Origin of the sequence: Nocardia sp. 852002-51101_SCH5132738, from assembly GCF_001665695.1 — a bacterium.
Taxonomy (GTDB): Bacteria; Actinomycetota; Actinomycetes; order Mycobacteriales; family Mycobacteriaceae; genus Nocardia; species Nocardia nova.
The window spans coordinates 63,263-86,917 of record NZ_LZML01000202.1; the positions used below are offsets into that span (position 1 = coordinate 63,263).

The following is a 23,655-nucleotide window of genomic DNA, read 5'->3' on the forward strand; positions in this document are numbered from 1 at the left end:
GCGAACCCGGTGAGGTGTGCGGATATCGAGTTCGCGGGAGGCGGGGCACCCATCGGCGACGTCGAGAGGCCGGCGCGTCGCCGATGGGAGTGGTGGCCGGTCGACACCCCGGGGTGGCGACCGGAGTTTCTACAGCGGTTCCCAGAAGGTGATCTGGGTGGCCTTCGGGTCGATCGCCGGGCTGAGGGTGGATCGGCCTTCCGCCGAGTTGGCGCGCAACTGCTTGAAGACCGCCTCGGCGTCGCCGTCGATCTCGTAGACCGCCAGATACCGGTGCGTGGCGCCCTGTCCCTCGAGGTGCGGGGCCCGATACCGCGAACACGAGCGGATGCCCTCGATCTGCAGCAGTTCGGGAATGTGCACGTCGTTGTACCAGGTGTTGTATTCGTCGTCCATGCCCTCGCGCGGGGTGGAAAAGACCAGCATCTGCATGGTGTGTGTGCCTAACGATCAGTGGTGGGGGACAACCGCTTTCGCGCCGTCAGGCGCGCTGGGCGTACAGTTCGGCCCATTCCTTGCGGGGCCGTACGGTCAGATCGACATCGGCGGCCTGGGCGCGCAGCGCGCCGACGGTCGCCTGCTCGCGCGGGATGTGCGCGAACGGTTCCCAGTTCAGGAACCGGCAGGCGTTCTGCCAGGTGATCTTGGAGATGTCGGCGTCGTCGGCGCCCGCCGCCTCGAGTTCGGCCAGGACGAATTCCGGGGCGTCGGGCCACAGCGAATCCGAATGCGGGTAGTCGCATTCCCACGCGATGATGTCGATGCCGATCTCGTGCCGCAGCTTCAACGAGGTCTTGTCGGTGACATAGCAGGCCATGACGTGCTCGCGGAACACATCCGAGGGCATCTTTCCGCCGAAGTCGCGACGCAGCCACTTCTGGTTGGTGTAGTGGCGGTCCGAGCGGTCGAGGAAATACGGGATCCAGCCGATGCCGCCCTCGGACAGCGCCACCTTCAATCCCGGATAGCTGCGCAGCGCGGGGCCCCACAGCAGATCCTGGACCGCGATCTGGGACACGCTGGGCGCCAGCACCATCAGATTGTCGATCGGCGCGTCCGGGGCCATGCGCAGGGCGCCGAAGCCGGGCCCGATGTGCAGGTTCATCACCAGGCCGGTATCGGCGAGCGCGGCGAACACCGGACCCCAGTACTCGATGTCGTGATAGGACGGGTGACCCTCCACGTGCGGAATCTCCGACATGGTCACGCCGTGGAATCCCTTGGCCGCCACCCGCTGGATCTCCGCCACCGCCAGTTGCGGATCCCACAGCGGCAGAATGGCATTCGGGATGAACCGGCCCGGATAGGTGGCGCACCACTCGTCGATGTGCCAGTTGTTGTAGGCCTGGATCATCGCCACGGTGATCTCGTCCTTGAACTGACTCAGGTGGCCCGCGCTGAAGCCGGCGAAGGTCGGGAAGCACATCGAGGCGAACACGCCGTTGGCATTCATATCCCGTACCCGGTCGTGAATGTCGTAGACGCCCGGACGCATCTCGGCGTAGCGGGTGGGGTTCTTGTCCCACTCCTCCTTGGGCCAGCCGACGACCGCGTTGAGCCCGGTGACGCCGACCGGCCGGCCGCGATAGGTCCACTGATCGATGCCCTGCTCGTTGGTGAGCAATTGTGGCACGTACTCGGCGTACTTCTTCGGCGTATGCCGGTCGAACATGTCGGCCGGCTCGACCACGTGGTCGTCGATGCTGACCAGGATCATGTCATCGATATTCATGAGGTTCCTCGTGCTGGTGCGGACGGCGGCGGCCCGGCGCGGCGGGCGACAGTGCGAGATGATGAATCTCTGTTATGGAGAATCATACTCTCCTATTTGGCTGCGACGATACACCCGATTCGGCGCCCGCTCGGCAAACGGCCGATTCCGCCCTGCCGCTACGCCGCCCGGTAGACGACCTGCCCGGCGACGATCGTGGCGGCCACGGGCGACGAGTCGAGCACCTCGCCGAGTTCGGGGGGCGGAACGCGCAGCAGGGTCAGATCGGCGGTGTGGCCCGTGGCGATGGTGCGGGGAATATGCGGCCTGGCGGCGGTGCCGAAGAACAGCGACAACGCGGTGACCGGTGACAGCGCCTCCGCCGGTCTGCCCGGGCCGCGATCGGTGGCGGCGCGCACCACCGCCCAGGGGTCCGGGTCGCCGAAGGGTGCGTCGGTCCCGGCCGCCACCCCGACGCCCGCGGCGAGCAGCGAACCGAGCCGCCACAGATCGGGCAGGTCCTCGGCGGGCACCTCGCGGGCGTACTGGGCGGCGCGCTCGATCAGGAAATGCGGTTGGGTGATCACCGGAATATCGTTGCGGCGCAACCAGGTCAGCACCTCGGCCGGAACGACGGCACCGTGTTCGATGCGGTCGCCGGGCACCACCCCGGCCAGATCGAGGGCGGCCATGGTCAGGATCAGCTGGACCCGGGTGACGCAGTGCACCGCCGCGGCCCGCCCCGCACTGTGCAACCGGCGCAGCCGCACCACGAAATCGTCGAGGTCCGGCAGGGCGGTGTCGTCGAGCAGAATTTTGGTGGGCCCCAGACGGAAACGCTCGACGTGCGGATCCTCGATATCGGGTTCGGCCATACAGTAGACGCGCTGCACGATGCGCCCGTCCAGCACCGCGGCGGCCAGCGTGCCGACCTCGGGCCGGGTGAGATCCGGTGTGGCATCGGTGAATCCGGTGATTCCGTGTGCCGCGGCCACCGCCGAGACGGGGGCCGGGTCCGGTGCCAGGCAGCCGAGCCGGTCGCCGAGCCAGGTGTCCATTCGCCACAGCCGGCCCGTGACCCGGCCCTGCGGATCACGTTCCACCCCCGGCAGATGACAGTTGTCGACCTCGAGCAGGGCGCAGGCGTGGGAATCGAGGATCCACAGCGCGCCGGAACGATGCTGCACCCGCACCGGCCGCCCGACATCCATGCGGTCCAGCGCCCACCGGTCGATCGCCCCGGCGACATCGTCGTGGTAGTCCACGGCGCGGATCCAGGCATGTCCGGGTGTCCGGCGTGCGGCCTCCCGCAGACGTGCCGCCAGTGCGTGCGGGCCGTGAATCCGGTCCGGTCCCACCGGAATCGACTCGGAGCGCGCGGCGAGTGAGCGCAGGTGGATGTGATGGTCGTGCAGGCCGGGCACCAGCCATCCGCCGCGCGCGTCGATATCGTCCTCGCCGGCCTGTGGCCGCAGACCGCACCCGCATTCGGTGATGGTGCCGCGTTCGCAGCGGATATCGGTGTGAGCGCTGCCGAAGACGGCGGCGTTGCGAATCAACATGCGACACCACCCGGGAATGCGGACTCGGCGTGCGTCTGTGCGGAGCGCGGGGACAGGACTGCCTGCGTGTGTCCGGTGTGCGCGCACCGGACCTGCCAGCGCCCGTCATGGGTGAAGACCCGGTGCGGGCCCGCGCAGCGCGGTGGCGCGGCGGCGAAAGCGGCCGTGACCGAGCGCATCGAGACGTCGGCCAGGATACCGCCGCCCGCCCGGACGGCCGCGCAGACCGCCAGTGCCGCAGCGATTCCCGAGAGCGGGTCGCCGATCGCATCCGCGCAGAACACCGGCATGCCGTGTCCGGTGCCGACGAGCCCGCCGGCCACCGCCGCGTCGTCGCCGAAGGCCACCCGCATCGGCTCGGATCGGCCGTAGCCGGTGAGACCGACCCAGATCTGGCCGGGACGCAGCCCGCGCCGGTCGGGCCCGAGCCCCAGTTGCGCCAGCGCGCGGGGGCGGGAGGCCTCGATCACGATGTCGGCGGCCGCCAGCAGCGCCGCCAATTCGTCTCGCCCGGAATCGGTGCGGAAGTCGACGGTGCGGAATTCGTGTCCGGCGTGCAGGGGGTCGAAGAAATGGTGATCCGCCCGCGCACCGTCGGGCCGATGCGGACTCTCCACCTTGATCACCCGTGCCCCGGCCCGGCCGAGAATATGGGCGCACAGCGGCCCCGCCCACATCGAGGACAGGTCCACCACCAGCCGCCCGGTCAGGTCTCGCCAGGGTGCCGGCGCCGCGAGCCGGGACAGCTGCCACGGTGGCGTGCCCGGATCGGCCTTCGGTCCGCCGGGGGGAAGGGCGGCGGCCGGGACTCCGAGCAGTTGGGCGCGGTCGGCGAGGTCGGCGGCGGAGACGTCGACGGCGAACTGCGTCAACGCTTTCCAGTGGTCGCGGGTCCGGGGGGCGCCGATGATCGCGGGCACGGCGGCGATATCGTCGGGGCGCGACAGGGTCAGTGCGCACCAGCCGTCGGCGGTGCGCAGCAGGCGGGTGGACCCGCCCGCCGAGCGTGTGCCCGCGCGCCGGAAACCGTGGTCGACCGCCCGCGCGGTGAGTACCGGACCGGGAGCCAGCGGCACCGCCCGTCCCAGCGCGGCGGTCGTGCGCGCGAGCAGGCTCAGGACCTCGCCCAGCCGGGCGAAGGCGGGCGCGGGGGAGATGTCGGGCGGCCCGCCCGCGGGCCCGGTGAGGTCCATGGCTCCCGACGCCGCCCAGCCACAGACCTCGCACCCGAACGGGGACGCGTCCGTCGCACGCGGCGGCCACAGTTCGGATACCCGGTGGGCGAGCGTGGCCGGCGGGGACAGTGCGGCTGGATGGTTCATCTCAGGCCTCCTCGGCGAGGGTGTGCGCGGCCGTCGTTACGACGGCCCGCCGGTGGGCTCGATGCGATCCACCAGGCCCCAGCGCAGGGCGGTGTCGACGTCGATGGTGGCGCCGGTGAGCATCGCCCAGGCGGCCCGCCAGCGCCCGATCCGGCGCGGCACGCTCACCGTGCCGCCCGCGCCCGGGACCAGGCCCATACCGACCTCCGGGAAGCGGAACCAGGTCCCCGGCGCCGCGGTGACGATGCCGCCGAACGCGGCGATCTCGGCGCCCGCGCCGACACAGGCGCCGTGGGTGTCGATTCGCAACCGGGCGGACAGGCGGTCCAGCACCCGCCACGGCGCCCGGTCCAGGCGCACCAGATAGGCGGCCACCGGGTCTGTCGCACAACCGAATTCGTCGAGGTCGCCGCCGCTGCAGAAGGCCGGTCCCGCGCCCGCGAGCCGGACCGAGGTGATACTCGGGTCGGCCTCGGCGACCTGCGCGGCCGCGAGCAGTTCCTCGCGCAGGCGGGCGCTGAGCGCGTTGCGGCGGCGCGGCCGATCCAGCACGATGGCGAGTTCACCGCCCGCGCGGTCGATCCGGACCAGGTCGCCGGATTCGTCGTCCGGTGTCCGGGCCGGCCCCCGAGCCCCGAGCCAATCGCGGAATTCCGTGCCGCCCAGCAACATCGAGTAGACCGCCGCTTCGGCGGCCAGCGCCGGGAGGGTGGGCAGCGCGGGAGTCTGCCGCAGCAGGTGACCGCAGGCCAGCGCCGCCCGGGGCGCGTGATCGACGGCGGCGGCGAGTATCTCCACCGCGGCGGTGCAATCGGTCACCGTGACCACGCGCCGGTCCCGCAGCGGCAATTCGCTCACCGAGACGGTCGCCGCCTCGAGAATCGGATGCAACCGCGCCGGCACCGGATCACCGGCGACGGCGACGGTGAGTGCCGCGCCGGTGGCGATCGAGCCGGCGATATCGGCGATCTGTTCGGGACTCGAGCGCCGCAGTCCGTCCAGGTCGACGACGGTGAGCGGCCGTTGCGGCCTTCCGTCGCGGTCCAAGCTCAGGTCGGCGAATCGCAGGTCTGCGTCAGCAGCGCTGGTGGTCATCGTCACCGCCGTTCTGTGAGGCCGCGAATGCTCGCGGGCAACCGGATGCGCGCACGGGAACCGGAACAGGCCGGACCGATTCCCGTGCGCTCGGCGCTGCGGCGGCCCGCGCCGGCTCCCCGGGGCGTCCGGGTCCGGGGGCGGCGCGTGTGAAACGGGTTACCGCAGCTGGTCTTTCATCACCTTTCCGGTCGCGTTGAGCGGTAGTTCGTCGAGGAACACCACGGCACGCGGCACCTTGTATCCGGCCATGTTCTCGCGGCTCCAGGCGATGAGCTCGGCCTCGGTCAGCGGCGCGTCCGCGACGACGAACGCCTTGCCCACCTGGCCCATGCGCTCGTCGGGCACGCCGATCACCGCCGCCTGCACCACCGCCGGATGCTGCAGCAGCACGCCTTCGATCTCCGCGGGATAGGCGTTGAAGCCGCCGACGATGAACATGTCCTTCTTCCGTCCGATGATGCGCAAGCGGCCGCCCTCGTCCACGGCGCCGAGGTCGCCGGTGTGCAGCCAGCCCTCGGCGTCGATCGCCTCCGCGGTGGCCGCGGGATCGTCGAGATAGCCCTGCATGACGGTGTAGCCGCGCAGCAGCACCTCGCTGTCGGCGGCGATGCGGACTTCCACACCGTCGCACGGGGTTCCGGCGGTCGTCGCGATCTGCTCGAAGGTGTCCCCCGGGCGTGAGGCGGTCGCGGTACCCGCCTCGGTGAGCCCGTATCCGGTCATGATCGAGCGGAAGGGGAGTTCGGTCTTCACCCGGCGGATCAGTTCCACCGGGATGTCGGCCGCCCCGGTGACCGCGGACCGCAGCGACGACAGGTCGTAGCGCCCGCGCACCCCGAGCAGCGAGTGGTACAGCGTGGGCGGGCCGGGCAGCATCGTGATCCGTTCGCGCGCAACGAGTTCGCAGACGTGGTCCACATCGAACACCGGCACCGGCAGGATGGTGGCGCCACGGATGAACGAGGCCAGCACGCCGGCCTTGTAGCCGAAGGTGTGGAAGAAGGGATTCACCGCCAGGTAGCGGTCACCTACGCGCAGATCCGCCAGCTCACACCATTCGGTGTACAGCCGCAGATTCTGGCGATGGTTCATCATCACGCCCTTGGGGCGGCCGGTGGTGCCCGAGGTGTAGATGATGTCGGAGATGTCGGTCCCGGCCACCTCGCGTTCGAAAGGTGAACCGCTGGACAGGAAATCGGAGGCGAGGTCGATCACCGGCACGCCGTCGGGCCCGCGCAGTTCTCGCCCCAGGAAGCCCTGCTGTACCAGCAGCAGTTTCGCTCCGCTGCGGCCGATCACATCCGCCGCCTCCGCCGCCTGGAACCGGGTGTTGACCGGAACCAGCACGCCGCCCGCGGTGAGCAGGCCGAAGGCGGCCACGATCCAGGCCGCGGAATTGGGCGCCCAGATCGCCACCCGGTCGCCCTTGCCCACCCCGGCCTCCGCGAAGGCCCCCGCGGCCCGGCGCACCCGCTCGACGAGTTCGGTGTAGCTCAGCCGCAGATCGCCGTCGACGACCGCCTCGGCGTCACCGAAGCGATCGGCCGAGGAGGCGACCATCTGCGGGATGGTCTCCCAGCTCATACCGCGGGCCGCACCGCTCATACCTTCAGCAACCTCGCCAGGTTGCCGCCCATGATCTTCTCCTGGTTGGCCAGCGGCATATCTTTGATCTCGTTGATGTAGCGGGCCGGTTCGGCCAGGCCCTCCGGGTGCGGGTAGTCCGAGCCGAACAGCACGTTCTCCACCCCGATCAGATCGGCGATGGCCTGCAGATCCTCCTCCCAGAACGGGCTGACGTGGATGCTGCGCTTGACCGCCTCGACCGGATCCTGGAAGCCGAAGCCCTCCGGCGCCTTCTTGTACACATCGTGCAGATTCTCGAGCAGCGGGGCCAGCCAGGAGGCACCGTTCTCGATGACGGCCACCTTCAGCTCGGGGTGGCGGAACAGCGCGCCGTGGCACACCCACGAGGCGACGGCGTCCTGGATCGGGCGCCATTCGGTGGTCATCCGGAAGGTGTTGGTCTTGAACGGCAGCATCTCGAGGTTGCTGCCCTCCCATTCGGCGTTGAACCGCGAATAGCCGCTGTCGGAGGAGTGCATCGTCACCAGCACGTCGTGCTCGACCACGCGCTTCCAGAACGGGTCGAATTCCGGCAGGGCGAACGAGCGCGGCCCGCGCAGACCCGGCACCGGAGCCGGGCGCACCAGAATCGCCTTGGCGCCGTGTTCGACACACCAGTCGAGCTCCTCGATCGCCTTATCCACGATCGGCAGGCTCACCACCGGCACCGTGAAGATGCGGTCCTTGTAGTTGAAACCCCACTCCTCGAGCAGCCACTGGTTGAGCGAATGCACCACGGCGTGAATGAGATCGGGGTGATGGCGCATGCGCTCCTCGATGAGGCTGGCCAGGGTCGGGAACATCAGCGTGCGGTCGAGCTGTAGCTCGTTCATGAGCTCGAGGCGCGGGCCGGGCTCGTGGAACGCGGGAATCGAGCGCATCGGCTTACCGAAGATCTCCCGGCGGCTCTTACCCTCGGGATTGCCGTTCTTGAAGTACTCCTCCATCGCGCCGGGCCGCGCGACCACCTCGAAGGTGGGATTGGGGATGTACTCGCTGATCTGGCCGAGGACCGCGATCTTGGTGCGGCCGTTGAGTTCCACGTACTGGATGGCGCCCTCGAACTCCTTCGGCAGGTACCGGGTGAGGGCCTCTTTGGTTTCGTACAGGTGGTTATCGGCGTCGAAGAGCTGGTACGGCAGCTCGATCTTCGTCATAAGAGTCTCCTTTGTTCGTTATGAGAATCATATTCTCAGTTTTTGCGTGTGGCAACGTCCTGCCCGGCCACGGCGGCGCGCACGCGGTATTTCTGGACCTTGCCGCTCGGGGTGCGGGGGAAGTCGTCGACGATGTGCAATTCCTCGGGCCACTTCTGCTTGGCCAGGCCGGCCTCGGCCAGATGCGCCTGCACGTCGGCCAGGGTCGGGGTGGTGCTGCCGGACCGCAGCCGGACCACCGCGGCGGCATGTTCGATGAGCCGCGCATCGGGCGCGGCGACCACGACGGCTTCGGCGACCGCGGGCATGCGGTGCAGCACGTCTTCCACCTCGACCGCGCTGATGTTCTCGCCGCCGCGGATGATCAGATCGGTGGTGCGGTCGGTGATGGTGAGATAGCCGTCCTCGTCCAGCCGCCCGACATCGCCGGTGCGGTACCAGCCCTCGTCGTCGAAGGCGGCCGCGGTCAACTCCGGATCCGTGTAGCCCAGGCACAGATCCGGTCCGCGACTGAAGATCTCGCCGTCGTCGGAGAGCCGGATCTCCACCCCCGGCAGCGGGCAGCCGTCGGTGTAGAGGCGTTTGTCCTGAGGATCCGTGCAGTCGGAGCCGGTGATGGACGGATGTTCGGTGCTGCCGTAGGCGCGGTAGGCGATGATGCCGAGTTCGGTGAGCCGGGTGGTCACCGCGGCCGGCACCGAACTCCCGCCCAGCCCCGCGTATTTCATCTGCCGCAGATGCGCGTCGGTGAACGACGGATGGTCGAGCAGGCTGGTGAGGTAATAGGGCACCCCGCCCGCCACGGTGGCGCCGAATTCCGACATCAGGGCCAGCACCCGGCCGGGATCCCACACATCCACGAGGTTGATCTCCGTCCCGTCGAGCACCGGGATGAGCAGGGCGTTGACCATGCCGATGAAATGGCCGACCGGTGCGGCCGTGAGCTGGGCGCCCAGATCGGGCGGGTAATGCGCACTGAGCTGGCGCGTTTCGAACCCGAGGGTGCGATGGCTGTGGACCACGCCCTTCGGGTCGCGGGTGGTGCCCGAGGTGAAGGCGATCAGCGCGGGGGAGTCCGGTGCGACCGTGACGATTCCGGGCATCGGCTCTTCGTCGAGCAGGGAGTCGAAGTCGCGGCCCACCACGCCGACGATCGGCACCTGCGCGCACAGATCGGGCTGAAATTCCATGGCGCCGAAGCGTTCCGCGGTGACGAACACCTTCGGACGCACCGCGTCGAGGATGTAACCGATTTCCTTGCGGCCGTAGAAGTGCACGATCGGCACCATCGTGGCCCCGAGGAAGGAGGCGGCCCAGAAGGTGGCCGCGGCCTCCATCCAGTTGGGTAGCTGGAAGGCGACCACATCGCCGGGGCCCACACCGCGGCGGCGCAATCCGGCGGCGAGCCGGCGGGCGAGGTGCTCGACCTCGCGCACCGTGCCCGACCAGGGACGCAGCTGGGAATGAACCCGGAACGGGACCTCGGGTGCCCCGGCCAGGCCCCGCGTCAGCATCTCGCCCATGGTTTCGCGCGTCCACCATCCGCGCGACTCGTACCGATCGATCAACTGCTGCGGGATCTTTCGCATGGCTGAGCTCCAATGCCCGACGAATGGGAAGGCCGGCGGGACCGGACCCGAATACGGAGATGATATTCTCAGATTCGGAGAAGCAACATATCCAGAACGGAGAACGTGTGATGGTCGACCTCGAGGTGGACGGCGGGATCGCGGTACTGACCATCAACCGTCCGCAGGCGCGCAACGCCATCGCGCCCGAGACGATGGATCAGCTCGATGCCGCGATCGATGCCGCGGCCGGCGCCCAGGTGCTGGTCGTGCGCGGTGCGGGCGAGCGCGCGTTCGTCTCCGGCGGAGATCTCAAGCAACTGGCCGCGATTCGCACCGAGGAGGGTGCCGCGCAGATGGCCTGGCGGATGCGCGGCATCTGCGATCGGCTGGCCGCGTTCCCGGCTCCGGTGGTCGCGGCGCTCAACGGTCACGCCCTCGGCGGCGGTGCGGAATTCGCGGTGGCCGCCGATATCCGGATCGCCGCCGACGACATCACCATCGGGTTCAACCAGGTGGCGCTCGCGATCATGCCCGCCTGGGGCGGAGCCGAACGGCTCGCGAAGCTGGTCGGGCGCAGCCGCGCACTGCTGCTGGCCGGCACCGGGTCCCTACTGTCCGCCGCGGAGGCGCAGCAGTACGGCCTGGTCGATCGGGTGGTGCCGCGGGCGGATTTCGAGCGGGAGTGGCGGTCACTGGCGACCGCGCTGGCCCATCCGGCCTCGGCGCCGATCAAGCGCGTGGTCTCCGGCGCCACCCCGCCCGAGGCGGTGGAAGCCTTTGCCCGGCTGTGGGTTTCGGATGCGCACTGGGAAGCCGCGGATCGGGTGCTGAACCGCGGTTCGGCCCGCGGCGCGACCGTGCGGGCCTAGGACCGGTTCCTCGCCGAGCCGGCCCGCTGTATCCGTCGGGTGTGGTTTGCCGGATTCGGCGGCGGTCAACACTATGTTTCGGCCTCGCCGGCCTGGTTCCGGCAGGCCGTCGTTGTTGTTTGCCGTCGGAAAACGACCTGCGCCACATCGGCGCAGAAGGAGGATACGTGCGCATCATCACCACCGGTCTCGCCGCCACGGCGTTGACCGTCGCCGCGGTCGCGGGGGCCGGCGTCGCTGCGGCCGATGACGATTCGGGGCTCAACCCGCCCAAGGAGATCATCACCGTGGATATCAATCTCCTCGGATGTTCGATCGGCGCCGGACTCGGCGCGCAGCTGGTTCCCACGCTGAGCGCCGGCGGATTCGGTGGCCCGGTGGGCATCGACGGCGGATTGGCCTCGCGGCTGCGCAGCGCCGGCTGCCTGCCCTGGCGCTGACGGCGCGAATTATTCGGTCGCGCTGTCGATTTCGGTGATGGCGTGCACCGGGCAGTCCAGCAGTGCCCGGTGCACGCCGTCGCGATCGGCGGGTGCGACGACACCGTCACCTTCCAGCGACGCGTAGCCCCAGTCGTCGAGCGAAAAGTACTTCGGCGCGTGTTTGGCGCAGGTGCCGAAGCCGTCGCAGACGGTGCGATCGAGTCGGATCTTCACAGCGAGGTCACCGCTTCCACATCGAAGGGGCGGACGGCGGCGAACGGCGTGGCCGCGCAGATCGCGCAGCCGCCGCCGCGGTGGCGCGCCACCGCATCCGGGAATTCGTCGAGCAGGGTCCGGGCCGCATTCGTCGCCGCGTCGAGGGTGCCGCAGGCGCCGCGGCCGCGCAGCACGGTCGCCCAGCGGCGCAGCCGATCCAGATCGGCGGCCTCGGCGACCCCGTCGCGCAGTGCGGAGGCGACCGCGCTCATCGCCGCGGTGCCGTTGAAACACGAGCCGCACTGACCGGCGTTCTCGCGGTCGAAATAGTCCAGCACCGCCGCCGCCACCGCGACCGGGCAGTGGTCGGGCGTGAGCAGTGCGACGGCGCCGCAGCCCAGTCCCGTCCCCAGCGCCCGCAACGTCTCGTGATCGAGCCGGGCGTCGAGGATGCGGCTGTTGGTGAGGCCGTTGAAATAGCCGCCGAGCAGCGCGCCGTGCACGCGGTCCGCGGCGACGCCGTGCAACTCGAGCAGGGCGCGGAACGAAAACCCGTGCGGCAGTTCGTAGATCGCCGGTTCGCGCCCGCCCCCGGTCACGGTGGCCAGGAAGGTCCCCGGCGAGTCCGCGGTGCCCACGGCGCGGAAGGCCGCCGCGCCGAAGCGGTGAATCCATGCCAGCTGGGCGAGAGTTTCCACGTTGCTGACCAGTGTGGGGCGTCCGCCCACGCCGGCCGCATACGGACGGGGCGGCTTGTCGGTGGGTGTGGCGGGCCCGCTGTCGATCGCACGGACCGCCGCCGTCTCCTCCCCGGCCACATATCCGGCGGCGACGGTGACGATCTCCATCGGCACCGCGAGCTCGGCGGGATCGGCCTCGGCGAGCGCGCCGGCGACCGATTCGGCGGCCCGGTCGTCGGAGACGTACAGCACCGCGCGATCGGCGGCGAGAATCGTCGCGGCGGCTCGTAATCCGTCCAGCACCAGATGGGGGCGCCGGCGCAGCAACCAGCGGTCCTTCCCCGAGGCCGGTTCGCCCTCCTCTCCGTTGGCGACGACCACCGGCCGCACTCCGGCATCGCAATGCCGCTGTACCGACAGCAGTTTCGTGCCCAGCGGGAAGCCCGCGCCGCCGCGCCCGCGCAGGCCCGACTCGACGACCTCGGCGAGCAGCCGCGCCGGATCCTCGATCGGCGCGTACCCGCCGCTCGCCCGGTACGCCGCCGCCGACTCGGTGCCCTCGCCGCCGGTGATTCGCGGCGCGGTCCCCGGTGGTGCGCTGACTATCGGATTCGCGATCGCATCCATCGATCCGTCCTTCGGAATATCGTCCGCCGCCGAAAACTGTCGGCGCGGAAATGGCTGTGCCTACAATCGGCGGCATGCGTACCGCAGTAATTCGTGTCGATGTGGATCCCGCCGGGGAACTGCCGCCCGCGGAATTCGGGAAGAAGATATCCGCGCTCATCTCTCGCGCTGCGAAATCCGGAATATCGGTGACCGCACCCGATATCGATCGGCTTCCCGCACGCCGCCGCGAAATCCAGGTGCGGATCGACGGTGACGACACGGCCGCCGTGCGCGAACACGCGGTGGGAATGTGTGCCGATATCTTCGGCTCCGCCGTCCGGCCCGGGGCGGTCACCTTCGTCAGCCGGGGGACCGACGACGACGCCCACGGTGTCCTCGCCGGATTCGGCATCACCGGAGAGATCGATCGCAGCTGCGACGCGGCCGGCTTCGACACCCTCACCGTCCGCCTGGCGCGCACCGATCTGGAGCGCATCCCGGAGAGCCGGATCCAGACCGCGCTCGAGGCGGCGACCAACTCGGAGGTGGTCATCGTCACCAGGTGAGCACGGCGGTGAGCCGCCTGCGAGAGGCTCACCGGCCCACCGCGATTCGCCGATTTCCACCGCTACTGCCGCACGAAGTCCAGGATCGCCGGCGCGGCCAGCACCCAGGTGTCGAAGATGTTCCCCTCGCCCCGGGCGCGCGCCTTCTGACCCTGCTGCCAGGCGTCCTCGGGCCACGGCGGATCGATCAGGACCGAACCCTCGATCAGGCAGTGCACTTCCATCGACGTCCGCTTGGGGTGGTCGATATCGTGCTCACCTCCCCGGATGATGAGCGTGGGAATCCTCAGCTTCGAGAACTCGTAATCGGTCACCCCGGGAATCGTCTGACCTGGTTTCGGAACATAGGCGTCGAGCCAGCGCAACATCTGCGCCTGGAATTCCTCGGCGTCGAGAGCCAGCAGCCGGTCCTTGTTCTTCGGATTGTCCTGGATGCGTTCCTGCCATTCCGGCAGTTCGATCAGGCCCTCGATGCCCTTGATCTTCGCCGCGGTGATGTTGGGAATGATGTAATGCGAACCGAGCGCGATCAAGCCGTAGTTGCCGCCGACGATATTCCACACGATCAGCTTCGTCGCGATCTCCGGATACAGCATCGCCGTCAGAATGGAATCCCGCGCACCGCCGGAGCCGCCGGCGATGATCACCGGACCCGTGTCCAGATGCACGAGCAGATCGTGCAGCACCTCGGCGCGCATATGCGATTCCGTGGGACCCCAGAACGCGACCTCACTGCGGCCGCAGTTGGGCCGGTCCCACAGCAGGACCCGGTGGCCACCGGCGACCAGGGCCTCGGCCAGCGGCCGCAACCCCGGAATTTCGATGCTGAACCGGCCACCGGGAGTGAGCACGATCAGCGGACCGGACTCTCCCAGAATTTCGTAATAGACCTCACCACCGCGGATTTCGGCGATCGGCATGGACAGACCTCCTCGTCTGTGTCGGATCGAGCTGCGCTATTCGTCGCCTGATGGGGCGCCCTACGTGGTGACACTTCGTTGCCGCCTTTGGGCGCTGACCCATCAGGCCGTGACCAGAACGTCGTTGCCGACCACCCGCACGGGATAGGTGCGGATACTCCATTCCGGTTTCACCGCGGTGGTGCCGGTGGCCAATTCGAATCCCCACTGGTGCCACGGGCAGTAGATGTATTCGCCGCCGCGCACGCTGACCGCGTCACCGGGAACCGATTCGTCGACCGCGGTCAGTCCCCGGGTGCGGCCCGAACACAGCGGGCCGCCCTCGTGCGGACAGTAATTGGCGATGGCGTAGAAGGTGCCGTCGACGTTGTAGACGCCGACCCCGTGGCGGCCGATCGGCACGAGTTTATGTGTCCCGGGCGGAATTTCGTCGATGGTGGCGACGGCGTGCTCACGCCCCTGCGGCAGCCGCGGCGTGGCCGCGAGATCGTCGCTCATCTCAGAACACCCGCACTTGCCCGGGCAATACCGGCACGGTATCGGGCAGGTTGGCGTAGGTTTTCAGCCCGTTGCCGAACATCACCGGCTCGCGGGTGTGCTCGGGCAGATGTTTGACCAGCCAGCGCGGATCGTCGAAGGTCCAGTGCGGATAGTCCGAGGAGAACAGCAGAATCCTGTCCGCCTCCATCCATTCCAGCGCCCGGGTCAATTCCGTCTTGTCCTCGGGATAGTCCAGGGGCTGGGTGGTGAACTTGATGTGCTCCTTGACGTACTCCGACGGCTTGCGCTTGATCTCGACCCATGCTTTGCGCGCCTCGTAGATCGCGTCCATCCGCCACATCAGCGGCAGGATCCAGGTGAACGCATGCTCGACCAGGATGATCCGCAACGCCGGGAAGCGGTCGAAGACGCCGTCGAAGATCAGGCTCATCACCTGATTCATCGCCAGTAGCGAGTAGGTGACCATGAAATCGTGGTTGTAGCTGGGATATCCCACCGGCGGCATCGGCAGCATCTCGAAATTCCCGCGGGAGAGGTGGCAGGCCACCGGCAGGTCGTGCTTCACCGCGGCCGCCCACACCGGGTCGTACATCGGATCGCCCCACGCCGGCCGCGGTTCGGCGCGAATGAGGATCTGCGCCATATACGGATGTCCGGCCCATTTCTCGATTTCGCGGACCGCGCCGGCCGGGTCCTCGGCCGCGGCGCTGATGGAACCGCGATAGCGCTGATGCCAGTTGTTGTGACCGTCGAGCCAGTCCTGATCCAGCCAGGTGTTGACCGCCGCCGCGGCCGCCGAGGTCGCCTCCGGCAGCCGGGCCTGGTGCAGGCCCGGCTCGAGGATGGCGATATCGGAGCCGGCGCCCATGATGAGCTGCCGGAACAGCGTGTCGGGATCGCTACCCGGGAAACCGCCGTCGGGTGTGAAGGCGTCCACCCGCATCGCGTAGGCGTAGGCGAAGTCGGGGGCGTCGTAGAAGATGGTGCTGCCGACGTGGCGGTTGAGGAAATACTTGCTGCGGAACGGCTCCGGGTAGAGTTCGGCGAGCCGTCCCGGCCGGGGCACCGGGTGGACGTCGGAGTCGACCACCCGGACCGCGACCCGATCGGTGCTCGGAATCCGTTCGCGTACCTCGGTATTCGCCTGCGTCATGGGTATCCCTTTCGATTCCGATACCGGTTACCGCGTCGTCGCCGCGGCGGGAATGTCGATGCCGTACAGTCCGGCGGCATTGCGCCACAGCAGCTTCTCGCGCTGGGCGGAAGTGAGCGCCGACGGCAGCCGCGCCGGATCGTCGAGTTGCCAGTGCGGATAGCTCGAGCCGAACATCACCATGTCGTCCTTGCCGGTGAATTCCAGCCAGTCTCCGGCGAATTCGACATCGCCGGGCCCGTCGAGCCGGCCCTGGACGAAGTAGATCGAGCCGGGGAGATAGTCGCTGGGCATGCGCGGCGCCCACGGCGTCTGCTCGAGGTGCGGACGGCCGAAGGTGTCCATCCGCCACATCATCGGGGTGAGCAGGTCGGCCGCGCCGTCGGCCCACACGAAGCGCAGATCAGGAAAGCGTTCGAACACGCCCTCGGCGATCATGTTCATCTGGTGGTACAGATAATTCAGCGCCATGAAGCCGAGGTACTGCTCGTAGGTGCGCGGATGTCCGGACGGGGTGGGCGGATAGGCCACGCCCGAACCGGATTCGATATGCACCGCGACCGGCAGCCGCGCGGCCGCCGCGGCCTCCCACAGGGGCCAGAACTGTGGCTTTCCGTAGAGTTCGCGCGACTGCAGCGGAATGCCGATCTGCACGACGCGCGGATGGGAGCCCCAGCGTTCGATCTCGCGGACCGCGCCGGAGATGTCCTCCGGATTCACCCGCAGCGTGCCTCGGTAGCGGTCGGCGTAGGTGCCGGAGTCCAGCCAGCGCGAGATCATCATCTCGTTGTGCGCGCTCGCGATCGCGGTCCCCAGATGGCGGTCGGGCATGATGCCGCGGGTCATCGGATGCAGGACGGCGATGTCGGTTCCGCGCTCGCCGAAGAGCACCTGCCCCACGGCATCGGGCTCGGAGCCGGGATATCCGCCCTCGGACAGGACGGTGCCCGGGGCGTATTCACCGCCGGGCGCGCCGTACCAGTCCATCTCGACATCCGGATAGCCGCGAGCGCTGTACGGCTCGCGCAGCCAGGTGCGCAGTTCGGGGTTGCCCTGGAAGAAGATGTGCACGCTCGCATCGATCAGCGGGCTGGTGCTGCCGTCGGGGAGAGTGATCATCGGCCCTCCTGCGGGAAATGCCACGCAGCTGCGGGATTCGGTCTCGGCGAGGCGGAACGGTCCGGCTCGGGATGGTCGATCATGCGGGCTCCGTTGCGGGAATTCGAATGCGTTCGCGGACTGCCGTCGGCCCGGCGGTCGGGGAGAGTGCCCGGAAAGCTGTGCGGCGGACGGACCGGTGCGCGTTCGCCGGAGCGAATGCGCGAACCAAATATTTGTTCCGCAACTGTACGTCGAAACCCGCCCGGCGCACAAGGGCCGCCGTCCGGCGGTCAGGCGGCGGGGGCGGTGCGAGTGGCGCCGCACAGCAGAGTCGCGCGGGAATGTGCGTGTGCCGCATCGATTCCCACGCGCGCGACCACCGGCGGGGGCATCCAGATCAGGTCGCGCACACACGCCGACAGCCGGCTCTTGGTGATGCCCTCGATGGTGATCTCGCCGTCGGCTCGGCCCTGGTCGACGACGGTCGCGATCTGACGTGCGCGAGAGCGCAGGACCTCGATCACGTCGCTGGTGTCGGGGGGAGTGGACCGGAACCACGCGCGCTGGATCGCGAACTCGAGGTCGAAACGCCACAGGGCGTTGAGATTGATCCAGGTCAGCGCGTCGAGTTTGGCGACGGCGGAGCTGTCGGTGCCGACCACCGCTGCGTAGGCGCGCGAAATCTCGTCGTGGAAGGACCCCATGATCGAATCCAGCAGCGCCTGTTTCGATTCCACGGTCCGGTACACGCTGCCTGCGCCCATTCCGGCGGCGGTGGCGATATCGCGCATGGTGGTCGCCTCGTAACCGCGGCGGGCGAACTCCGCGCGTGCCACCGCGCGCAGCCGGGCGGTGCGGTCGTCGTCGCCCGTGTCGTCGGGATTCGCCCAGGTGGCGATGCTCTCGCGCGCGGCGCGCAGGGCCGCGGAGCGATCGAGCGCGGCGGGCGAGGCCGGCACGGCGGGCAGGCCGTCGAGCAGCAGGCGGCACACCACCGTGGCGACGCGGTCGGCGGAATTCTCGCGATGCAGGACCGACAGGCCGATGTGCAACATGGTCTGGCACAGCTGTTCGGCCAGCACGGAACGGTCCACGGCCGCGGTGAGGTAGCCGTGATCGGCCGCGGCGTCGAGCAGGGCGCGCATGGCTGTCGTCGGTGCGGAGGGTGGGTCGGCGGCGAGCGCGACGAGCGCGGTGCCGGCGCCGGTGTGCGGTTCGTAGATCGACAACTGCAGTGCCGCGCGGTGTTCCAGCGCGCAGGCGGCGAGGGCGGTGGCGTAGCCGTTCACAACGTCGAAGGCCCGGTCGGCGCCGGTGATCGCCGACGGCGGCGGCGCCGACCGGGCCACTGCATCCAGCGCCGCGTGGTAACGCTCGAGCAGTTCGACCGCGATCGCTTCCTTCGATTCGAAGTGGTGGTAGAGACTGCCGGGCAGGATGCCGCAGGCGTCGGCGACGTCCTTCACATTCGTCCCGGCGTACCCCGCGGAGGCGAACAGTTCCGCGGCCGCGCGCAGGATCTCGGTCCGCCGCACGCTGTCGGCGCGAGCGGGAACCGGCGCGGTGGACTGTGATCGTGGCATCTGCTCAGTGTGACCGATCTTCGCGACCCGTACGACGCGGCCCGGAGCGCGTGCCGTCCGGGTGGTCAGTCGTTGCGCGGGAAGCCCAGATTCAGCCCGCCGTGGCTCGGATCGAGCCACCGGCTGGTCACGGCCTTGGTGCGGGTGAAGAAGTGCACACCCTGTACGCCGTGCGCGTGCGTGTCACCGAACAGCGAGCTCTTCCAGCCGCCGAAACTGTAGTAGGCCATGGGAACCGGAATGGGGACGTTGATGCCGACCATCCCCACCTCGACCTCGTACTGGAAGCGCCGGGCCGCGCCGCCGTCGTTGGTGAAGATCGCGGTGCCGTTGCCGTAGGGGTTGCCGTTGATCAGCTCGAGGGCCTGCTCGTATCCGTCGACTCGCACCACCGCGAGGACCGGGCCGAAGATCTCCTCGCGATAGGCGGCCATCTCCGGGGTCACGTGGTCGAGCAGCGTCGGTCCGAGCCAGAAGCCCTCGGACACATCGATATCGGCGTCGGCGGTGCCGATCGCGCCGCGGCCGTCGACGACGATGCGGGCGCCCTCGGCCTCGGCGGTATCGACGGCCGTGGCCACCTTGTCGCGGTGCGCGCGGGTGACCAGCGGTCCCATATCGGCCTCACCGTGCCCGTCGCCGAGGCGCAGGCCACGAGTGCGCTCGGCCACCCGGGCTACCAGCTCGTCGGCGATATCGCCGACCGCGACGGCCACCGAGATGGCCATGCAGCGTTCTCCGGCCGACCCGTATCCGGCATTGACCAGCGCGTCCGCGGCCAGGTCCAGATCGGCGTCGGGAAGGATCACCGCATGGTTCTTGGCGCCGCCGAGGGCCTGGACCCGCTTGCCGGTCGCGGTGGCGGTGGCGTAGACGTACTCGGCGATCGGAGTGGAGCCCACGAAGGAGACGGCCTTGATCGCCGGTTCGGTCAACAGCGCGTCCACGGCCTCCTTGTCGCCCTGCACGACGTTGAAGACGCCGGCCGGCAGTCCCGCCTCCTCCCACAGCTTCGCCAGCCACAGCGCTGCGGACGGATCCTTCTCACTGGGTTTGAGCACGACGGTATTGCCGGTGGCGACCGCCAGCGGGAAGAACCACATCGGCACCATGGCCGGGAAGTTGAACGGCGAGATGATCGCGACCGGACCGAGCGGGGCTCGCACCGAGTACGCGTCCACGCCGGTGGAGACGTTCTGCGTGAACCCGCCCTCCACCAGATGCGGTATTCCGCAGGCGAATTCGACCACTTCCTGACCGCGCGAGACCTCCCCGAGGGCATCGGAGAACACCTTGCCGTGTTCGGCGGTGATCAGTCCGGCCAGTTCGGATTTGCGGGCGTTGAGCAGTTCGCGGAAGCGGAACACGATCGAGGTGCGCCGGGTCAGCGAGGTGTCGCGCCAGCCCGGGAAGGCGGCCGCCGCGGACTCGACGGCGGCGCGAACCTCCTCGGGCCCGGCCATGGCCACCGCGCCCGTGACCCGTCCGGTGGCGGGATCGGTCACCGGGGCGGTGCGCGCGGCGACGCCGGGCCGGAGGCCGCCGTCGATCCAGTGGCCGATGTGCGCGACGTCCGTGGCGGCGGTCGGTTCGATCGTGCCGGTCACGACCGGGCCCCCGCGTGCGCACCGGTCATGGTGGTCAGCGGCGCCGCGCCGTACCAGCCGCAGGGCAGGCCGCAGCTGGCGGTGATCTCGATCTCGCGGCGATGGTCGGCGAAGGTGCGAACGGTGCGCACCGCCTCCGCGGCGTAGCCACAGCGCGGGCAGGTGCCGAAGTAGTCCAGTATCTGGCGGACCGCGATATCGACGGGCGGCTGCATCAGTACCTCCGGGTCACGAGTTGAGTTGTGCGGCAAGGGATTCGCGTATGTCGTGCGGTCAGTCCAGGAACAGGTCCGGGATCGGCCGCTCGCCGCCGCCGTAGCCCGACAGGTCGCGGACTCCGGATTCGATGAGCACCTCGGCGTCGATGTAGCAGTTTCCGGTGGTGTATTTCGCGGGCCGGGAAAGGATTTCGGCGGCGGCATCGCCCATGATGCGCGGATCGCGCGCCGAGGCGAGCAGGTCGGACCCGTCGGCCATATTCGCCACCGCCGAGGTCGCGATGTAGGTCTGCGGCCACAGGCAGTTCACCCCGATCGCCGCCTCGGCGAATTCGGTGGCCCAGCCGAGCGACAACAGCGTCATCGCGTATTTGGACTGGGTGTAGGCGGGATGCGCGCCCAGCCAGCGAGGGCTGAGGTTCAGTGGCGGCGAGATGGTCAGCACATGGGCCTCGGGCGCCTCGCGCAGCGCCGGCAGGCAGGCCTGGGTGAGCAGGAAGGTGCCGCGCACGTTGATCTCCTGCATCAGGTCGAAGCGTCTGGCCGGAAGTGAGTCGGTCGGCTCCACCGCGATCGCACTGGCGTTGTTGACGCAGATATCGATGCCGCCGAAGCGGTCGACCGCGGTCTGCGCCGCGCGCCGCACATCCTCCTCGCGCCGCACATCGCCCACCACCGCGACGGCCTTCCCGCCCGCGGCCTCGATCTCGGCCACGGCGGTGTGCACGGTGCCCGGCAGTTTCGGATGCGGTTGCGCGGTCTTGGCCAGCAGCACGATATTCGCGCCCCGGGCGGCCGCGGCGACGGCGATGGCGAGGCCGATCCCGCGGCTTGCGCCGGAGACGACCATGGTGCGGCCGGCCAACGGATATGCGGGCATGACGCTCCTCGAAGTCAGTCGTTCGCCTTTGATGGTATTGGCATTCTCTTTTTTTGCAAGTAACGTATTCAAGGATGAACGACGACGTCCAGACCTCCTCCGGCATCCCGCTCGCCCCGGTCTACGGCCCGGGCGATCGTGTCGCCGAACCGCCCCCGCCGGGCGAATATCCCTTCACCCGAGGCAATTTCGGCACCGGCTACCGCGGGCGGCTGTGGACCTTCCGGCAGTACTCGGGGTTCGGCACCGCCGAGGAATCCAATCGCCGCTACCGCTATCTGCTCGATCAGGGCGGCACCGGACTCTCGGTCGCGCTGGACCTGCCGACCCAATGTGGTTACGACTCCGACGATCCCGAGGTGAGCGAGGAGATCGGCCGGGTCGGCGTGGCGGTGGACACCCTCGCCGACGCCGAGATCCTGTTCGACTCGATTCCGCTGGACAAGATCAGCACGAGCTTCACCATCAACGGCACCGCCGCGATCCTGCTGGCGTTCTACGTGGCCGCCGCCGAACGCCAGGGCGTCGCCCGCGAAAAACTCACCGGCACCATCCAGAACGACATCCTCAAGGAGTACGCGTCGCGGGGCACCTGGATCTGGCCGGCGCAGCCGTCCCTGCGGTTGATCGCCGACACGATCGAATTCTGTGCCGCCGAGGTGCCGCGGTTCAACGCGATCTCGGTGGCGGGCGCGCACTTTCGCGACGCGGGCGCGACCGCGGTGCAGGAGATGGCGTTCACCCTCGCCGACGGAGTCACCTATTGCGATACCGTCGTCGAACGCGGCCGCATGAGTATCGACGACTTCGCGCCGCAGATCTCGTTCTTCTTCTACACCCACGGCGACTTCTTCGAGGAGATCGCGAAATACCGTGCCGGACGGCGGCGGTGGGCCACGCTGGTGCGGGAGCGCTACGGCGCGACGACCGATCGCGCGTCGATGTTCCGGTTCGGCTGCGTCTCCGGCGGCGCCTCGCTCTACGCGCCCCAGGCGCAGAACAATCTGGTGCGCGTGGCCTACGAGGCGATGGCCTCGGTCCTGGGCGGGGTGCAGTCGATGTTCACCGCCGCCTGGGACGAACCGTTCGCGCTGCCCAGCGAGGAGTCGGCGACACTGGCGCTGCGCACCCAGCAGATCCTGGCCTACGAGACCGGTGTCACGCGGGTGGCCGATCCACTGGGCGGGTCCTATTTCGTCGAGGCGCTCACCGATGCGACCGAGGAGCGGATCGTCGAGATCATGGCCGATCTCGACACGCACGGCGGCATGGTCCGCTGCATCGAGGACGGCTATCTGCAGGGCCTGATCGCCGACGAGGCCTACCGCGCCCACCAGGACATCGAATCCGGCGCGCGCCCGATCGTCGGGGTCAACCGATTCACCTCCGACGAACCCGCACCCGAGATCGGCACCTACGAATTGGATGCCGCGGGAAGGGATCTGCAATTGAAGCGACTGGCCAAGGTCAAGGCGGACCGGGATTCCGGCGCGGTCGCCACCACGCTGTCGGCGCTGTCGCGCGCCGCCGAGGGAGACGAGAATCTGATGCATCGGCTCATCGACTGCGCCAACGCCTACTGCACGGTGGGGGAGATGACCGCCGCGCTGAAATCGGTGTGGGGCGAATTCCGGCAGCCGGTGGTGTTCTGATGCCCGCGCGCGTACTGGTCGCCAAACCGGGCCTCGACGGCCACGATCGTGGTGCGAAGATCGTCGCGCGCACACTGCGCGACGCCGGTTTCGAGGTCGTCTACACCGGCATCCGCCGCCGCGTCGAGGAGATCGTGTCCATCGCGGTGGCCGAGGATGTGGCGGTGGTGGGGCTGAGCATTCTCTCGGGCGCGCACCTCGGACTCACCACCAAGGTGGTGGAGGGATTGCGCGCCGCCGACGCCGCGGATATCGCGGTCGTGGTCGGCGGCACCATCCCGCAGGCCGATGTGCCGAAACTCCTCGAGGCGGGCGCGGCGGCGGTGTTTCCGACCGGCACCCCGCTGGATCACCTGGTGCGCGAGATCCGCGCGCTGACCGCGACGGTGGCGGGCCCGGCCGAGCCGAGATGACCGCGACCCACCGCACACCGCAGGTCACGGCCGGGCGAAGGGGCGGCGTCGCCCCGGTCACGGACACGCACGTCCGAGCGTCCGAGAACGGGCGGTCCGGGCATTTCGGGTGCCGAACGTGGCCGATGGACGCCCAGAATGCGCGCTGGACGGCGGCCTGTAATGAACTCGTGCCCCTTTTCACAGGTTGAGCACGGTCCCAGCTGACATAGTCTGAG

Annotated in this window: 22 protein-coding genes and 1 pseudogene; 5 read left to right on the forward strand and 18 right to left on the reverse strand. The window is 69.0% G+C overall.

Going from position 1 to position 23,655, the window contains the following annotated elements; genetic code table 11:
* Positions 1–129 precede the first annotated feature (129 nt).
* The 8 genes from A5789_RS31640 to A5789_RS31675 form a co-directional block, all read right to left on the reverse strand.
* Positions 130–426, reverse strand: coding sequence for a DUF4286 family protein (locus A5789_RS31640; RefSeq protein WP_155525617.1), 297 nt, complete (start codon positions 424–426; stop codon positions 130–132).
* 55 nt (positions 427–481) lie between these two features.
* Positions 482–1,732 carry an amidohydrolase family protein gene (locus A5789_RS31645; RefSeq protein ID WP_063031931.1) on the reverse strand — a complete coding sequence of 417 codons (1,251 nt, stop codon included), beginning with the start codon at positions 1,730–1,732 and terminating at the stop codon, positions 482–484.
* Between the two features lie 158 nt (positions 1,733–1,890).
* Positions 1,891–3,273 carry an amidohydrolase family protein gene (locus A5789_RS31650; RefSeq protein WP_064904801.1) on the reverse strand — a complete coding sequence of 461 codons (1,383 nt, stop codon included), beginning with the start codon at positions 3,271–3,273 and terminating at the stop codon, positions 1,891–1,893.
* Positions 3,267–4,595, reverse strand: a complete 1,329-nt coding sequence (locus A5789_RS31655) for a CoA transferase (protein WP_064904798.1) — start codon at positions 4,593–4,595, stop codon at positions 3,267–3,269. The genes A5789_RS31650 and A5789_RS31655 overlap by 7 nt, the downstream gene beginning before the upstream one ends.
* A gap of 36 nt (positions 4,596–4,631) precedes the next feature.
* Positions 4,632–5,690 (reverse strand): enoyl-CoA hydratase/isomerase family protein, encoded by a 1,059-nt coding sequence (locus A5789_RS31660; protein WP_064904900.1) that lies wholly within the window; start codon positions 5,688–5,690, stop codon positions 4,632–4,634.
* 159 nt (positions 5,691–5,849) lie between these two features.
* Positions 5,850–7,298, reverse strand: coding sequence for a FadD3 family acyl-CoA ligase (locus A5789_RS31665; RefSeq protein WP_227462784.1), 1,449 nt, complete (start codon positions 7,296–7,298; stop codon positions 5,850–5,852).
* Positions 7,295–8,476 carry an amidohydrolase family protein gene (locus A5789_RS31670; RefSeq protein WP_063013903.1) on the reverse strand — a complete coding sequence of 394 codons (1,182 nt, stop codon included), beginning with the start codon at positions 8,474–8,476 and terminating at the stop codon, positions 7,295–7,297. The genes A5789_RS31665 and A5789_RS31670 overlap by 4 nt, the downstream gene beginning before the upstream one ends.
* A gap of 35 nt (positions 8,477–8,511) precedes the next feature.
* Positions 8,512–10,065 (reverse strand): AMP-binding protein, encoded by a 1,554-nt coding sequence (locus A5789_RS31675; RefSeq protein WP_064904796.1) that lies wholly within the window; start codon positions 10,063–10,065, stop codon positions 8,512–8,514.
* A 110-nt stretch (positions 10,066–10,175) separates the two neighbouring features.
* On the opposite strand from A5789_RS31675, the gene A5789_RS31680 reads away from it, so the two are divergent.
* Positions 10,176–10,916, forward strand: coding sequence for an enoyl-CoA hydratase/isomerase family protein (locus A5789_RS31680; protein WP_064904895.1), 741 nt, complete (start codon positions 10,176–10,178; stop codon positions 10,914–10,916).
* 167 nt (positions 10,917–11,083) lie between these two features.
* Positions 11,084–11,356: a hypothetical protein gene (locus A5789_RS31685; protein ID WP_063013907.1), complete on the forward strand. Its 273-nt coding sequence runs from the start codon at positions 11,084–11,086 to the stop codon at positions 11,354–11,356.
* Between the two features lie 15 nt (positions 11,357–11,371).
* Here A5789_RS31685 and A5789_RS31690 read toward each other — a convergent pair.
* Together A5789_RS31690 and A5789_RS31695 are read right to left on the reverse strand one after the other, a co-directional pair.
* Positions 11,372–11,572: pseudogene (locus tag A5789_RS31690) on the reverse strand (ferredoxin); the annotation flags it as partial.
* Positions 11,569–12,861 carry an NADH-ubiquinone oxidoreductase-F iron-sulfur binding region domain-containing protein gene (locus A5789_RS31695; RefSeq protein WP_064904794.1) on the reverse strand — a complete coding sequence of 431 codons (1,293 nt, stop codon included), beginning with the start codon at positions 12,859–12,861 and terminating at the stop codon, positions 11,569–11,571. The gene A5789_RS31695 and the pseudogene A5789_RS31690, both read right to left, overlap by 4 nt.
* Positions 12,862–12,935: 74 nt before the next feature.
* On the opposite strand from A5789_RS31695, the gene A5789_RS31700 reads away from it, so the two are divergent.
* Positions 12,936–13,409, forward strand: coding sequence for a hypothetical protein (locus A5789_RS31700; RefSeq protein WP_064904792.1), 474 nt, complete (start codon positions 12,936–12,938; stop codon positions 13,407–13,409).
* A 62-nt stretch (positions 13,410–13,471) separates the two neighbouring features.
* Here the strand turns inward: A5789_RS31700 and A5789_RS31705 are convergent, their stop codons facing one another.
* The 8 genes from A5789_RS31705 to A5789_RS31740 all read right to left on the reverse strand — a co-directional run bounded on the left by A5789_RS31705 (position 13,472) and on the right by A5789_RS31740 (position 21,372).
* Positions 13,472–14,329, reverse strand: coding sequence for an alpha/beta fold hydrolase (locus A5789_RS31705; RefSeq protein WP_064904790.1), 858 nt, complete (start codon positions 14,327–14,329; stop codon positions 13,472–13,474).
* A gap of 102 nt (positions 14,330–14,431) precedes the next feature.
* Entirely contained in the window at positions 14,432–14,827 is a 396-nt protein-coding gene (locus tag A5789_RS31710) for a Rieske (2Fe-2S) protein (protein ID WP_064904788.1), read from the reverse strand.
* 1 nt (position 14,828) lies between these two features.
* Positions 14,829–15,983, reverse strand: a complete 1,155-nt coding sequence (locus A5789_RS31715) for an amidohydrolase family protein (RefSeq protein WP_063013919.1) — start codon at positions 15,981–15,983, stop codon at positions 14,829–14,831.
* A gap of 27 nt (positions 15,984–16,010) precedes the next feature.
* Positions 16,011–17,102, reverse strand: coding sequence for an amidohydrolase family protein (locus tag A5789_RS31720; RefSeq protein WP_063013921.1), 1,092 nt, complete (start codon positions 17,100–17,102; stop codon positions 16,011–16,013).
* Positions 17,103–17,374: 272 nt separating this feature from the next.
* A complete protein-coding gene (locus A5789_RS31725) occupies positions 17,375–18,667 on the reverse strand; it encodes a TetR/AcrR family transcriptional regulator (RefSeq protein ID WP_064904786.1) in 1,293 nt (430 codons plus the stop codon).
* Between the two features lie 65 nt (positions 18,668–18,732).
* Complete coding sequence (locus A5789_RS31730; protein WP_155525621.1) at positions 18,733–20,229, reverse strand: CoA-acylating methylmalonate-semialdehyde dehydrogenase; 1,497 nt, start codon at positions 20,227–20,229, stop codon at positions 18,733–18,735.
* A 41-nt stretch (positions 20,230–20,270) separates the two neighbouring features.
* The gene (locus A5789_RS31735; protein ID WP_063013925.1) at positions 20,271–20,489 is read right to left on the reverse strand and encodes a hypothetical protein; all 219 of its coding nucleotides are present in this window, start codon (positions 20,487–20,489) and stop codon (positions 20,271–20,273) included.
* Between the two features lie 58 nt (positions 20,490–20,547).
* Positions 20,548–21,372, reverse strand: a complete 825-nt coding sequence (locus A5789_RS31740; protein WP_064904784.1) for an NAD(P)-dependent oxidoreductase — start codon at positions 21,370–21,372, stop codon at positions 20,548–20,550.
* Between the two features lie 74 nt (positions 21,373–21,446).
* On the opposite strand from A5789_RS31740, the gene A5789_RS31745 reads away from it, so the two are divergent.
* Both A5789_RS31745 and A5789_RS31750 read left to right on the forward strand, forming a co-directional pair.
* Positions 21,447–23,024, forward strand: a complete 1,578-nt coding sequence (locus A5789_RS31745) for a methylmalonyl-CoA mutase family protein (RefSeq protein ID WP_064904781.1) — start codon at positions 21,447–21,449, stop codon at positions 23,022–23,024.
* Positions 23,024–23,437: a cobalamin-dependent protein gene (locus A5789_RS31750; protein ID WP_030514574.1), complete on the forward strand. Its 414-nt coding sequence runs from the start codon at positions 23,024–23,026 to the stop codon at positions 23,435–23,437. The genes A5789_RS31745 and A5789_RS31750 overlap by 1 nt, the downstream gene beginning before the upstream one ends.
* Positions 23,438–23,655 lie beyond the last annotated feature (218 nt).